We start from the raw sequence: 14,349 nt of genomic DNA on the forward strand, positions 1-14,349 counted from the left end.
TTGGGTTTCTAACTATTGTACGCTATTATCATTATTTTTTCAATATTATTTGTAAAATTCAGATAAATTACCAAACTAGTAAAAACACAAATATGTTTTTACTTAATTTTAACTGAGAATACTTCTTCGTCAGAAATCTTATCAGATACAAAAGAGCCATTACTTGTACGTTCAGAAAAACTCCATTGACTTAAATCAACATCGTAAACTTTTCCTGTTTTAGACATAATCTCAAGTACGAAAGTATCTCCTTCATGATTCGATACTGAATTAAATAAATCAAATTCAAAAGATGAATCCTCTAAATATACAGGTCCTGCTTTAAAAACGCGATGCGGTTTGGATTTCAATTCACGAAGAACTTGAAGTCCTCGATTAGCACGACTAGTTGTGGGGATAACATCAATGGCCATTCGTTTAAGACTTCCTCTATGAGTTAATAAATATAAACTTGTGGTGTTAGCTATAAATGCAGATACGATGTGATCACGATCTTTTAAATTCATCGCTTTTACACCTGCGGCTTTACTACCGACGACTGGTACATCATTTATACTAAATCTCAACGCATAACCATTATAAGTGACAAGTATAACATCCTCTAATTGGATAGGGGCAACAGTCACAACATAATCCTCTACACTTTTTAACTTAGCATATTTAGCTGTTTTTGACTTATATGTCCGCCATGGACTGATTTCTTGACGTTCAAAACGCTTTATTTGCCCTAAGCTAGTGACAGCAAAATAAGTTTCTTTAGTAAAATCATCTACTAATTCAGCATAAATAATTTCTTCATTTGAAGCAAAGTTAACAAGATTTTGTGATAAATGTTCACCAACGTCTTTCCATCGAATATCAGCTAATTCATGAACTGGACGATAAGCAAGATTACCAAGGTTAGTAAACATCAATAAATGTTGGGTAGTCTTTGCATTGCTCACAAATATCAATTCGTCATCTTCTCGCTTACCAAGTTCATCAACAGTTGATGCATTGAAAGAGCGAGGGCTGGTGCGTTTTACATATCCGCCTCTAGTAACACTGACGTATGTGTCCTCTTCGATAATTAAACTTGCAGTATCGATTTCAATAGTTTCAGCTAATTCTTGAAGTTCAGAACGTCTAGTATTGGCAAATTTCTTTTTGACCTCACGTAACTCACGTTTCATTACGTTATACATCGTACGTTCATCACTAATAATTGCCTTGAGCATTGTGATTTGTTGACGAAGTTCTTCTTCTTCTTCTCTCAACGTCACAATATCAGTATTTGTGAGACGATATAATTGCAATGTGACGATAGCCTCTGCTTGAGCTTCTGAAAACTCATAGCTGACCTTCAAATTCTCTTTCGCATCAGCTTTATTCTCAGAAGCACGAATTAATGCAATCACTTCATCCAAAATAGAAAGAACCCTAATCAGTCCCTCAACAATATGGAGACGTTTTTCGGCTTTTTCTTTATCAAATTTTGAACGAGCAATAATAATTTCTCTTCGGTGAGCGATATAGCTAGTTAATATTCTTGATAGACCCACCTGCTTAGGGGTGTAGTCATCAATAGCAACCATATTGAAATTATAATTCACTTGTAGGTCTGTATATTTAAAAAGATAATTTAAGACAATTGTTTCATCGGCTTCTTTTTTGAGCTCAATAGCGATACGAAGGCCATCTCTATCAGACTCATCACGCACCTCTGCTATTCCTGGAACTTTATTATTAACACGAACATCATCGATTCGTTTTACTAAAACTGACTTATTAACTTCATAAGGAATTTCAGTAACAATAATTTGTTTCTTACCACCTTTTAAGGTTTCAATAGCAGTTCGCGAGCGAACCGCTACTCTCCCCTTACCAGTCTCATATGCCTTACGAATTTCATCTTTTCCTTGAATGATAGCGCCAGTTGGAAAATCTGGACCAGGTAGAAATTCCATTAATTTATCTAATTTAGCTTTAGGGTGATCAATCATGTACACGACAGCATCAATGACTTCTGCTAAATTATGTGGTGGAATATCTGTTGCATAGCCTGCAGATATTCCTGTTGCTCCGTTGACTAAAAGATTGGGAAAGGCAGCTGGTAAAACAGTTGGTTCTTTCTCTGTATCATCAAAATTCCACGCAAAGGGTACGGTATTCTTATCAATATCTTGAAGAAGATAACCAGCAATTTCTGATAGACGGGCTTCCGTATAACGCATAGCCGCCGCAGGATCTCCATCCATAGAACCATTATTTCCGTGCATTTCAATCAATGTCTCACGATTTTTCCAATCTTGAGACATACGAACCATCGCGTCATAAATAGAGGAATCCCCATGAGGATGGAAATTCCCCATAACATTACCGACTGACTTTGCAGATTTGCGAAATCCCTTTTCAAAAGTATTACCATCTTTATTCATTGAATAAAGGATTCGACGTTGAACAGGTTTTAAGCCATCACGAATATCCGGCAACGCCCGTTCTTGAATGATATACTTAGAATAGCGCCCAAAACGCTCTCCCATAATGTCCTCAAGGGACATATTTTGAATATTAGACATATTTATAATTTTCTCCTAGTTGGAGTGGCTTAGTATTATTTTTCCACTTATTTGAAATGAATGATTGGCTCTCTTGTCTAACGCATACAATATTACTTGTACACTATAAAACATGAATAACCAAGGCTCTTTATTAAAATACTGTATTCTCTTCTAAAGTAAACTTGACATTATCTTCAATCCATTGGCGTCTTGGAGGAACTTTATCACCCATCAAGACATTAACTCGACGTTCTGCTCTTGCTAAATCTTCAATTGTTACACGAATTAATGTCCTTGTCTCAGGGTTCATAGTAGTTTCCCACAATTGATCGGCATTCATTTCCCCAAGCCCTTTATATCGTTGTAATAGTGAGCCTTTACCAAATTTTTGTCGTAATTCTTCTAACTCTATATCTGTCCAAGCGTACTCAACAATTTCTTTCTTACCTTTTCCTTTTGACATTTTATACAAAGGTGGCAAAGCAATATAGACATGTCCCTCTTCAACAAGAGGTCTCATATAGCGATAAAAGAAAGTTAATAATAGTGTTTGAATATGAGCTCCGTCAGTATCAGCATCGGTCATAATGATAACTTTATCATAATTAATATCGTCAAGATTAAAATCAGGACCAACACCTGCACCAATGGTATGGATCATTGTATTAATTTCTTCGTTTTTTATAATATCAGCCATCTTTGCCTTAGCTGTATTCAATACTTTTCCTCGCAACGGTAAAATAGCTTGAAATTTTCTATCACGACCTTGCTTAGCAGAGCCACCTGCAGAGTCTCCTTCGACTAAATAGAGTTCATTTTTCTTAGCATTTTTCGATTGTGCAGGGGTTAATTTTCCAGAAAGTAGACCTTTATCTTTTTTCGACTTTTTCCCATTTCTACTTTCATCACGAGCTTTACGTGCAGCTTCACGCGCATCACGTGCTTTTATTGCCTTACGGATTAAATTAGATGCTAAATCTCCATTTTCCATAAGAAAGTAAGTTAACTTTTCAGAAACAATACCATCAACAATTGGTCGTGCTAAGGGACTTCCTAGTTTATCTTTAGTTTGACCTTCAAATTGCAAGTGCTCCTCAGGTACAAGAATAGATAAAATGGCTGATAGCCCCTCACGATAATCAGAACCTTCAAGGTTTTTATCTTTTTCTTTAAGAAGTCCTGTTTTACGTGCATAGTCATTCATAGACTTTGTAATAGCTGATTTCAAGCCAGTTTCATGTGTTCCACCATCTTTAGTGCGAACATTATTGACAAAAGAAAGGATATTATCTGAAAAACCATCATTATACTGCAAAGCAACTTCGATATGAAATTCTTGTTCTTCACCTTCGAAAAACATGATTGGTGTCAACGTTTCTTTATCTTCATTTAAATACTCTACAAAATCTTGAACACCGTTTTCATAATGAAATTCTAGATGCTCTGCTTCTTCTGAACGATTATCTGTTAAGGTTAAAGTAACATTTTTTAAGAGAAAGGCAGATTCCTTTAAGCGCTCTGCAATTATATTAAACTTAAAATCTATCGTTGAAAATACTGATTGATCTGGCATAAAGCTGACAGATGTTCCAGATTTTGATTTTGGTGCTGTGCCGATTTTTTTCAGGGTTGTAACGGGCTTACCACCATTTTCAAAACGTTGTCTGTAAACAGCTCCGTCGCGAATGATTTCAACTTCTAACCAAGAAGACAAAGCATTAACTACAGATGATCCAACACCATGGAGACCACCTGATGTTTTATAACCACCTTGTCCAAATTTTCCACCTGCATGAAGCACCGTGAAGATGACTTCAACAGTAGGTTTTCCCATAGCATGCATTCCAGTTGGCATACCACGTCCATGGTCTGTAACAGTTATACTCCCATCTTTGTTAATAATCACATCAATGCGATTTCCAAAACCTGATAGAGCTTCATCAACTGCATTATCTACAATTTCCCACACTAAATGATGTAAACCAGTTCCATCTGTGGAACCGATATACATCCCTGGACGCTTACGAACAGCATCTAATCCTTCTAAGACTTGAATAGCATTGTCGCCATAATTCGTCACTGTTATATCTTGTTTAGCCAAAGTGACCTCCAAATTTTTTCATCTTTTTTATATTACAAGTTTTTTGCTGTTTTTGCAAAATTATTTTTTTAAAAATAGCAAAAAGACTTTTATGCTTATGTTATAATAAGGGTATGAATATTATAATTATGATTATCATTGCCTATCTGTTAGGCTCTATCCAAACTGGACTTTGGATTGGTAAATATTTTTACCAAGTCAATCTTCGTCAACACGGTAGTGGTAATACTGGCACCACGAATACCTTCCGTATTTTAGGTGTAAAAGCTGGCATTGTCACTTTGACTATTGACATTTTAAAAGGGACTCTAGCAACACTTATTCCTATCATATTAGGTATAACGACAGTATCTCCATTTTTTATCGGTTTTTTTGCTATTATAGGTCACACTTTCCCTATTTTTGCACAATTCAAAGGTGGGAAAGCCGTTGCTACAAGCGCTGGGGTTTTGCTAGGATTTACACCTTCTTTTTTCCTTTACTTATTAGTTATCTTTTTATTAACGCTTTATCTTTTTAGCATGATTTCCCTATCCAGTATTACAGTAGCTGTCGTAGGTATCCTTAGTGTCTTAATTTTTCCATTAGTAGGTTTTATATTAACGGACTACGACTGGATATTTACCACTGTGGTTATCTTAATGGCCCTCACGATTATTATCCGACATCAGGATAATATCAAACGTATTCGAAAAAGGCAAGAAAATTTGGTTCCGTTTGGCTTAAACCTAAGTAAACAAAAAAATAAATAATAAAAAACCGCTAGTAGCGGTTTTTTATTATAAGACTAACAATGTTTCGAGAGTAGATCTCCCTTCTAATTTAACCAATCAATCTCATTTATTCCTTTTTCTTCTAAGAAATGATTTGTTCTAGAAAAAGGTCTGCTACCAAAGAAACCACGATAAGCAGATAGGGGACTCGGATGAGGACTCTCAATAATATGATGAATAGGATTATCAATTAGCGACTTTTTCTTTCGAGCATAGCCACCCCACAGAATAAAGACTACTGGTGTTTCCTTTTGGTTAACCACTTTGATGACAGCATCAGTAAAAGGTTCCCATATAAGCCCAGCATGACCATTAGCTTGGTGTTCTGGAACTGTTAAACAAGCATTCAATAGCAGCACTCCTTGTTGCGCCCATGATGTTAAGTCATGATGTGAACGTGACCCAATATCTTCTGCTAATTCTTTTAGAATATTTTGAAGTGAAGGAGGAGCTGGTAAATTGTCTGGAACAGAAAATGAGAGTCCTTGAGCTTGTTGAGGTCCATGATAAGGATCTTGGCCAATAATCACTACTTTTACGTTTTCTAGTGGTGTTATCTGTATGGCATTGAACACCTTATCTCTTGGAGGATAAACGATTCCGCTTTCGTAAACTGCATCCATAAATGTATTAATTTTATTGTAGTAATGATTGGGTAGTTCTCTTTTTATTAAATCATGCCAACTAGAATGTTTCATTTATAACTCCTTACTTTTAGATATCTGTATTACTAGTATAGCAATATTTTATAAAAAACGTTACTGCTTTATTCATTCAAAGCAGTAACGTTTTTTTATTAATCTTCGTCCTTAAGACCTAGAGCCAAATCAGATAAGGACACTGGTCTAGAATTTTCTTCTTTCAAAGAAGTATTTATAATGTTTAAAGAAGTATAAACATCAATAAGGATTCCAAATACATGTGCACGTTCATCACCTAAAATTGCTTGAAAAACCGTCTGTGATTGACAGAATTCTAAAAGATTATCTAAGCCCTTAATCCATTCTTCTACAATAGCCAGAGCCTTATTCATGACTTTAAATGACGATTCATCATACCAATAAATAGAACGAATCAGTTTTTTTTGCTTACTCAAAGCTTCTATTTTAGAAAGTATCTCACCTAGTTCATTCTGCACAATAGCAATAGAAAAATGTTTCCCCAGTAAAGATGGGGTTTTTTCTACTAATATAATTTCATCACGAAACAAGGTTAAATAATGAATACTGACTAACAATTTTTGAATTAGCGCTTGGTGATCGTGTGTTTCAGTTTCTCTCATACTCAACCATCCTTACTATTTCTGACTGGTAAAACTATACGTAGCTTACTTTAAATATACCATATCACTATTGAAATCGCAAAAATAAGATGAATAACTTTATAAAATAAATATTATAAGGTTTTAACTTCGTCTACAAATAATTGATATTGACTTTGTAACAAATCATTAGCCTCTTGAGTAAAATGCAATCCATCACTAGTTAAATGATAATTTAGATTACCATCCTTTGATAAAAATCTATTAATATCTAACAGTGGAATCTGATTTTGATAACAAAATTCTGTTAGCCATTGATTGATTTTCTCAATATCTGCATTATTGACAGTTTCTCTAAAAAGGGTGTAAGCAATAGTTGTCAATCTCATCTTTATTTTATTCTCAGCTAATAATGAGTAGAGTTTTTGGAAATTGCTGAATATTTCTTCCACACTATAACCTGTAATGAGATCATTTACCCCTATAGAAACAAAAGCCTCTGTTACATTAGCTGTCAAAAAGTTAGGTAAGTTTTCCAACATCGTTGCTAATGTTACACCACCTTGGGAATAATTATGGTAACTTTCTAGTGAGATAGATATCGTTTTTGAATCACCTAAAATTATCTTTGAAGCTTCTCTATTGAACAAACGACTATAGCCTTCTTTATAAAAAACTTTATTCTCTTTTTCCCTAATGGCATAATCGAAAAAGAGGTGACCGATGACGTGGATAAAATCATCTCTCGTATCAACATCTAATGAAAATTCCTTTGCCATTTGATAAGCATATGTCTTAGAGGTGAAAAAACTTTTTTCCCTTAAGTAAGTTTCTTTATTAGAAATAAAAATAGCGCCGTTCGGATAGTATAAAGGTTGTAAATCTTGGCGACGATAACCTTTATCTGCTCCCACCATATCTATAGCATAGCCTTCATCAGATAATGTTGTAAACAGACTAGGGTGTTTCTCAACTTCAGAAAAACTTACAACATTGTCAACATCATGTGAAGAATAATACTCCATTGCTTCCTTTATATGCCATGATTTTCTTAGTGGAGAAGTTACTTGAAGTAACACAAACTCCTGATTATCTTCATAGTCAGATAAAAAATCTTTTAACATATCATACGAAGTTGCCTGATCAGTTGAAAGTTCCGGTTTTCTCATCACCACTGAAATACCGCGTTCTAAACAAATCTCTCTGTACAATTCTGAATCTGTACTAACAAAAATATCTTTCTTATCAAACATTCCAGATTCAATTGCAGCATCTATAGTATGGAAAATCATGGGTTTACCTGCTAGGAATAACATATTCTTATCTGGTAATCCTTTTGACCCTGATCGCGCAGGAATAATACAAATTGGCTTCATAACATATCCTTTATTTTATTTTTTTGGCTGGAACCCCTACATAGGTTCCAGGTTCTATAATATCTTTTACAACAACAGCTCCTGCTCCAATTGTCGTACATGATGAAATATCCAAGGTTTGAATAATAACACTGGCACTACCTACATAAACTTCTTCTCTAATATAACAAAGACCATTTATGGTAGCATTAGGTGCTATATTACAGTGTGATTCTACAACAGTATGATGTTCAATGAGCGCTCCTGTATTAACAACGTTGTTATCAAACAGCTTCACTTTAGAACCTATAAAAGCCCCAAAACCAATAAAGATACCACGCCCACAAATACTATCTGGTGTCAATACTAAAGCATTGGGACTAATGATGTTAATAATAAAGTCATAATAATCCTTTGCTACATATTCAAATAGTTCTTTCCTTTTAGCATTATCACCTATTGTAATAAATACTGCATCTATTGAGCCATCTTCAAGGTAAGGTAGCACATCATAAAGTTTTCCAAGAACAGGATAACCATCATGCTCCGTAATATCTTTATCATCAAAAAAACCTACGAAATCATACACAAGAGGATCAATAACCGGAGCAATCGCATCAGCATGACTTCCTGCGCCTAAAAATGCCAACTTTTTTTTCATTTTAGATTATTCTCCTTTAAATCATAAAATGGTTGGGAAATTGAAGGTTCATCTTTCAAATAAAGCTTTATTGCTTCATATGCAATAGATGAAGCATTCTCTTTGTAGTAGGGATTGTCAAAGTTGGTCACTTCATTCAATTTTGATAATCCCTCCAATACAGAGGAGGTTTCGACTGGTACACTTACTACACTTTCTCCATGTAGCCTACCTTTTTGGCGATCACCAATATTAAGAGTAGGTTTCATCAAAGAAGGAACTTCTATTAAACCAGAAGACGAATTACCAATCAGTCCTAGTGAATGACGAATTAAGGAATGATAAAGTTGGGTTGATAAAGAAGCAAAGCAATAACTATTTTCATGATTTATCAAATAAGTATTGATAGCCTTTGCAATATCATCAGAACCAGTATCTGAATTGGATCCTATAAATAGACACTGTACACCAAATTTAGAAAGGGCTGATAGTACCGCTTTCATCTGTTCTCCAGCACTTTTTCCTTGTTCAAAAGTAACAGGATGATAGAGAACAACAAAATAGGATTCCTCTAGTGCAATACCTAATTGCTTTTCTATTGCTCCTTTGGTTAGAGGAGGAATTGATAGAGCATTTTCCACTCCGAGAGCTCCTGTGTTAATTACAAATTGAGGTTGTTCTCCCATCTGAATCACACGTTGACGAAAGTCCTCTGTAGAGACTAAGTGTAGGTGACTCATCTTAGTAATTGCATGGCGAATATACTCATCAAAATTGCCTAATGAGGTCTCCCCTCCATGAAGGTGGCATACTGGGACATTATAAATCAACGCTACATTCACAACTGGTAACATTTCATAACGATCCCCTAAAATGATGACTAGATCATAGTCTTCCTTGTCAAAAATTTTGGTCAATCCTAGTTGTAAATGTGCCATTGCAGTAGATACAGTTCTTCTGTCAGTATCATAAAGATGTAAGGGAACTTTATAAGCAATATCAAAACCGTCTTCTTCAATTTGACGATAAGTATAGCCGTACTTTTCTTCCAGATGCATTGCTGTTGCAATAATTTGTAAGTTGACTTCTTTATCTTTTGATAATCTTTGAATCAATGGCTTCATTATTCCGTATTCAGCACGCGATCCAGTTACTAAACAAATTTTTTTCATCGTATCCCTTCTATATATAGTAATTACATAATCTTAGCCGTGTAATACATCTGTTGCCGATTATAATTAGGTGTTATTATAACTCGGGCAATTGATTTTCAAAGCGTGAATCACGAATAACTTCATCCTCTTCGAAATCATCTTGCGCTTCTTGTCCCAAGATGTCATACCAGTTCATAGGAGAAATACCATTACCTGGGCGCTTCACCGTAATATTTTCTATTGAATAAATATCGCCTTTTTTAATTGGTTTTAAAGCAACGACTGATTTACGAGCAACAATCTTATTTTTTTCTTCTACTGGATCTGGGATTTTTTCAAATCTACCTAAGGCTTGTTCAACAATGCGAACCCCTTTAACTAAAGCAGCTAAAATATCAGGTGTTGCACTGGCTTTATGATCCGGACCTTCCATATTAGTATCTAAAGTAAAGTGTTTTTCAATAACTTCTGCACCCATTGCTGCTGCTGCGATAGGTACTTCTGATCCAATTGAATGATCCGAATAACCTATCGTTAAATCTTTAAATTCATCTTTCAAAGTATGAATAACGTTTAAATTTAGAGAGGGGTAAGGTGTTGGGTACTCTGTTGTACAATGTAAAATAGAAATATCGGTTGTACCATTCTGACGTAAAATATTCACCGCTTGATGGATCTCTTACATTACCGCCATACCCGTCGAAAGAATAACTTTCTTTTGTTGCTTGCCAATCTTTTCTAAGTAAGGTAAATTAGTGATTTCTCCTGATGGAATTTTGTAAATTGGCATGTCTGTAGAAATTAAGAACTCTAATGACTCTTCATCAAAAGGTGTTGAAAAGGTCTCCACACCTTTTGAAATTGCATAATCACGCATTTCTAAGTATTCTTCAAAGCTTAACTCTAAACGTTTCGTCATCTCAAGTTGACTGTCTGCTGTTCCTGTAGTTGCTTTTTGATATTCAGCTTTGGGAGCAAATTTAGAAATAAGTTTCTCAGCTTTAAAAGTCTGAAATTTAACAGCATCAACACCACAAGACACGGCAACATCTACCATTTTTCTCGCAAGATTAATATCTCCATTATGATTGCAACCAATCTCTGCAATAATATAAACCATTATCTTCTCCTTCTTTTTTTACTCAATAAGTCTAAAATGACTTTTTGAAAAACAATGCTATATACTATAAGAATAATTATTCCTAAACTCCATCTAATAACGATATTATCTAGGAACATGTTCATTAACATAGCATAACTAAATACTATACCACTTAAAATGATGTACTGCCTAACTGAGACATCTGAATAGTGGTATTTAACTTTCGAAACAATATGATGAAAAATCAACAAGGCTAAATAAGATATTATTGTAGCCATAGCAGCGCCATAGGCTGCATAATGAGGAATTAATACAAGGTTTAGTAACCAATTTACACCAGCAGCTAATAATGTCCCAATAGGAATCCATGTCGTATTAGCATAGAAGAATTGGATATTTACAGGAAATGTATAGAGAAAAACTAAAAAGTAGCTGACAATAATTAAAGAAATAAATTGAACACTACTACTATACTTGTCTCCTCCCATTATTTGAGCTAACTCAGGAAAAACAGTCAAATAACCTAATGTTAAGAAAACTCCTAAATAGAGATAACGGCTAATATAAGTTGAAAGTTGCAGTAATTTTTCTTTTCTAGCATCAAAAAACCATGGAATCCAAGCCATATTAATACTATTCAAAACAATCTGAATAATCATTCCAAGCGAATAACCGAAACTATACATTGCAACTTCTTTAGTATTGTATAAACGAGCTAGCATAATTCTATCTAATTGCCCCAACAACTGGTGTCCTAACAAATGGAAAATCAAAGGAACAGACACAGTGACAATGAACCGAAAATACTTAGGATTGTAAAAAGATTTGCTATGATAATAAATATAAGCAAAGGCAACTATTCCAGTTATTATAGTAGGAACAAAAGCTCCAAAAACCCTAGATAAAAAGTCATCGGACCAATGAAAAATTAAAAATAGAGATAGTGCAACAGATGAAACTGCATTGGCTAAGGATAATATTAAATTAGCCAAACTCCTCTGTTGTTGTATAAAATACTGACCAAAGAAAGTCACCACATAGCTAGCGTAACTTTGACACACCATTAATAAAAAAATAGATTCAGAAAAACCAACTAATGGTGCAAGAAAACTTCTAAATAGAAAAGCCATCAAAAGTATAATAAGAAACCATATATTACCTACAGAAAAGGCACTCCCAGAATAGCTTTTAAATTCTTCTCCGTATTTGACCCGAGCTGAACTTAAAGAACCGCTCGTCTGAAGGCCAATAAAAAGCATAATAATATTCATCCAAGCAACATATAAACTATATTGGCCATAAACTTCTGTTGAGATGACCCGAGTGTAGATGGGAAGTGTGATAAAGGCTAATCCTTGCACCAATAAATTCCCGATTGTATAAATAAAACCAGATTGAAGTAATTTCTTAGTATTCATTTAATATCCTTCAGATCTACTAAAGTTATTTTTTTATCAACACAAGTTAAAAAATCCAGCGCGGTGGACGAATGTGTTATCCCAAATTCGAACCGACCTGTTAACATCAACTCTATAATTTCCATAGGGATATTTGATGGTAATAGCTCTACCGGCAATTTGGAATAATCTACTACATCTCTAGGATGAACTTTTAAATAAACATTGTACCCTAACGTTCTATATTCCTGGACAATATCGTCAAAATAATCGTATTGCTCTTGAATACTTTGAAACCTCTCTGTAGGTGTTTTATAACATTTATCTTGTGCAAGTGGCTGTGTCAACAATAATACTGACTTTGGAGTTATAGTTAATGGTTTTGTTTTAAATATTTTGAAAATCAGTGATTTTTGTTCTTTGTTAAGACTATCAAATAATTTTTTTCTCGGTAGTTCTTTATATTTCTTACTCCTTATGTCATGAGGTAACCCCACTAAAGAATTAACCTCAATTGAGAGACAATATTTTGAAAAACCATACGGAACATACTTTTTAAATAAGTAAGTTTTAATTACTCGTTTTACGACAGAACCACCCAAGAATAACTTGGCTTGAAAACAGTTATAACCATCTTCAATTAGATGATAATTTTTACCTAAATACACCATATAGCGACCTATTAAAGTATCATCATTAAATAGATAGACTTGTGTATCTACTCTCTCAAAGTAGTGATTTAAGTCTGAATCTACAAGCTCCATCACTTCTTCAATATTTTTATTTTGTAACTGCTCCCGATAAGCAAACTCTTTAAATGATTCAGTTCTTATTCCCTGATCATTTAATATCTTTACCCAAGTTTCATAATCCGTGATAGTGTCACAAATAAATATTCTAGTATTTTCTTTATCTTTTAACTTTATTATAGTAATCAGTAGATGGTATAAAGTATGACACACAAAATTAGTCATTTTATTTTTCCCCTAAATTAGTCTTTTTGATAGTTATCCAACAATTCGTGGTCACTCACATTACAACTATTAAACAGCCATTTCTAGAAAAACCTATTTTTTATAAGTTTTAATTTATCAACTAACTTCACTTTTCTAAGTAACCGTCCATACATTCTATAAGCATCGATATAGTTATCTTCTTTAAACATTACAGATTGTTGTTTTAAAAATTTTTTAGTCCTAAAATATTGATTGACATAAAATATTTCTGTTTTTTGTAAAAAAACGGAATACTTACGTAAACTTGTTATAAGTTTTATTCGCTCGTCTAATGCTGATAAAACATCAAGTTTCTTTCTAGCAATTATAACATTATCACTATTATTCATGATACTACCTACTCGTATACGATAATGATAGAGAGGCTTGTCTATGTATGTTATAGAATTAGCTTTTAAGTATGCTTTATAGTTAAAGAACTCATCCTCATGATACTTATTTAATGCAAATTCTAAATCATTGAATATAGATTTATGGAATAATTTTCCCCATGCAGTAATAAAAATTGAACCATAAGTTTTAATGTCATACATGTTTAGTAGTGCTTCTTCAACTGATATCACTTTGTCTAAATATTCATAATTTCTTATGCTATTATGTCTTTCATAAAATTCTAAATAGCCACCGATAGCTATAGACGAATCATGTTTTTGAATAGCATTATACAAATTCGCTATGTAATCAGAGGAAACTTTATCATCTGAATCAACAAAAGTTAAGTATTTTCCCTTTGAATGATAAATTCCATAGTTTCTAGCTTCTGACAACCCACCATTCGACTTTTCTATATAGATAACTCTACAATCTCTTTCAGAAAATTCTTTGGCAATTGTCGCACAATTATCCGTCGAACCATCATTAATCAATAATATTTCAATATTTCGATATGTTTGAACAATAAGGCTTTCTATACATTCAACTAAATAATCTTCAACATTATAAATAGGTACAATTACACTTATTAAATCCTTTTCAATTTTCTTTATCATGAAGTTATAAATTCTCTTTCC

At 33.7% G+C, this 14,349-nt stretch carries 11 protein-coding genes and 1 pseudogene; 1 reads left to right on the plus strand and 11 read right to left on the minus strand.

Annotation, left to right across the window (positions count from 1 at the left end):
- Positions 1 to 98 precede the first annotated feature (98 nt).
- Together parC and parE are read right to left on the minus strand one after the other, a co-directional pair.
- On the minus strand, positions 99 to 2,558 hold the full coding sequence (gene parC, locus QOR44_RS05765; RefSeq protein WP_000065537.1) for a DNA topoisomerase IV subunit A: 2,460 nt from the start codon (positions 2,556 to 2,558) through the stop codon (positions 99 to 101).
- 133 nt (positions 2,559 to 2,691) lie between these two features.
- Positions 2,692 to 4,641: a DNA topoisomerase IV subunit B gene (parE, locus tag QOR44_RS05770; protein ID WP_001118440.1), complete on the minus strand. Its 1,950-nt coding sequence runs from the start codon at positions 4,639 to 4,641 to the stop codon at positions 2,692 to 2,694.
- A gap of 113 nt (positions 4,642 to 4,754) precedes the next feature.
- On the opposite strand from parE, the gene plsY reads away from it, so the two are divergent.
- Complete coding sequence (gene plsY / locus QOR44_RS05775; RefSeq protein ID WP_001021320.1) at positions 4,755 to 5,393, plus strand: glycerol-3-phosphate 1-O-acyltransferase PlsY; 639 nt, start codon at positions 4,755 to 4,757, stop codon at positions 5,391 to 5,393.
- Positions 5,394 to 5,458: 65 nt separating this feature from the next.
- Here plsY and QOR44_RS05780 read toward each other — a convergent pair whose 3' ends face one another.
- The 9 genes and pseudogenes from QOR44_RS05780 to QOR44_RS05820 form a co-directional block, all read right to left on the minus strand.
- Positions 5,459 to 6,112 (minus strand): uracil-DNA glycosylase, encoded by a 654-nt coding sequence (locus tag QOR44_RS05780; RefSeq protein WP_000682956.1) that lies wholly within the window; start codon positions 6,110 to 6,112, stop codon positions 5,459 to 5,461.
- Positions 6,113 to 6,210: 98 nt separating this feature from the next.
- On the minus strand, positions 6,211 to 6,696 hold the full coding sequence (locus QOR44_RS05785; RefSeq protein ID WP_001209321.1) for a hypothetical protein: 486 nt from the start codon (positions 6,694 to 6,696) through the stop codon (positions 6,211 to 6,213).
- A 113-nt stretch (positions 6,697 to 6,809) separates the two neighbouring features.
- A complete protein-coding gene (gene neuA, locus QOR44_RS05790) occupies positions 6,810 to 8,051 on the minus strand; it encodes an N-acylneuraminate cytidylyltransferase (RefSeq protein ID WP_000802354.1) in 1,242 nt (413 codons plus the stop codon).
- A 10-nt stretch (positions 8,052 to 8,061) separates the two neighbouring features.
- Positions 8,062 to 8,691, minus strand: a complete 630-nt coding sequence (locus QOR44_RS05795; protein ID WP_000727601.1) for an acetyltransferase — start codon at positions 8,689 to 8,691, stop codon at positions 8,062 to 8,064.
- The gene (neuC, locus tag QOR44_RS05800) at positions 8,688 to 9,842 is read right to left on the minus strand and encodes a UDP-N-acetylglucosamine 2-epimerase (protein WP_000717636.1); all 1,155 of its coding nucleotides are present in this window, start codon (positions 9,840 to 9,842) and stop codon (positions 8,688 to 8,690) included. The genes QOR44_RS05795 and neuC overlap by 4 nt, the downstream gene beginning before the upstream one ends.
- Before the next feature lie 76 nt (positions 9,843 to 9,918).
- Positions 9,919 to 10,944 (minus strand): annotated as a pseudogene (gene neuB / locus QOR44_RS05805) (N-acetylneuraminate synthase).
- Positions 10,944 to 12,344, minus strand: coding sequence for an oligosaccharide flippase family protein (locus QOR44_RS05810; RefSeq protein ID WP_001093052.1), 1,401 nt, complete (start codon positions 12,342 to 12,344; stop codon positions 10,944 to 10,946). The pseudogene neuB and the gene QOR44_RS05810 overlap by 1 nt, the downstream one beginning before the upstream one ends.
- Positions 12,341 to 13,297: a glycosyltransferase family 52 gene (locus QOR44_RS05815; protein ID WP_000181210.1), complete on the minus strand. Its 957-nt coding sequence runs from the start codon at positions 13,295 to 13,297 to the stop codon at positions 12,341 to 12,343. The genes QOR44_RS05810 and QOR44_RS05815 overlap by 4 nt, the downstream gene beginning before the upstream one ends.
- An 83-nt stretch (positions 13,298 to 13,380) precedes the next feature.
- Positions 13,381 to 14,328, minus strand: a complete 948-nt coding sequence (locus tag QOR44_RS05820; protein WP_000591739.1) for a glycosyltransferase family 2 protein — start codon at positions 14,326 to 14,328, stop codon at positions 13,381 to 13,383.
- Positions 14,329 to 14,349: the final 21 nt, after the last annotated feature.

It is taken from the genome of Streptococcus agalactiae (assembly GCF_949788565.1).
Taxonomy (GTDB): domain Bacteria; phylum Bacillota; class Bacilli; order Lactobacillales; family Streptococcaceae; genus Streptococcus; species Streptococcus agalactiae.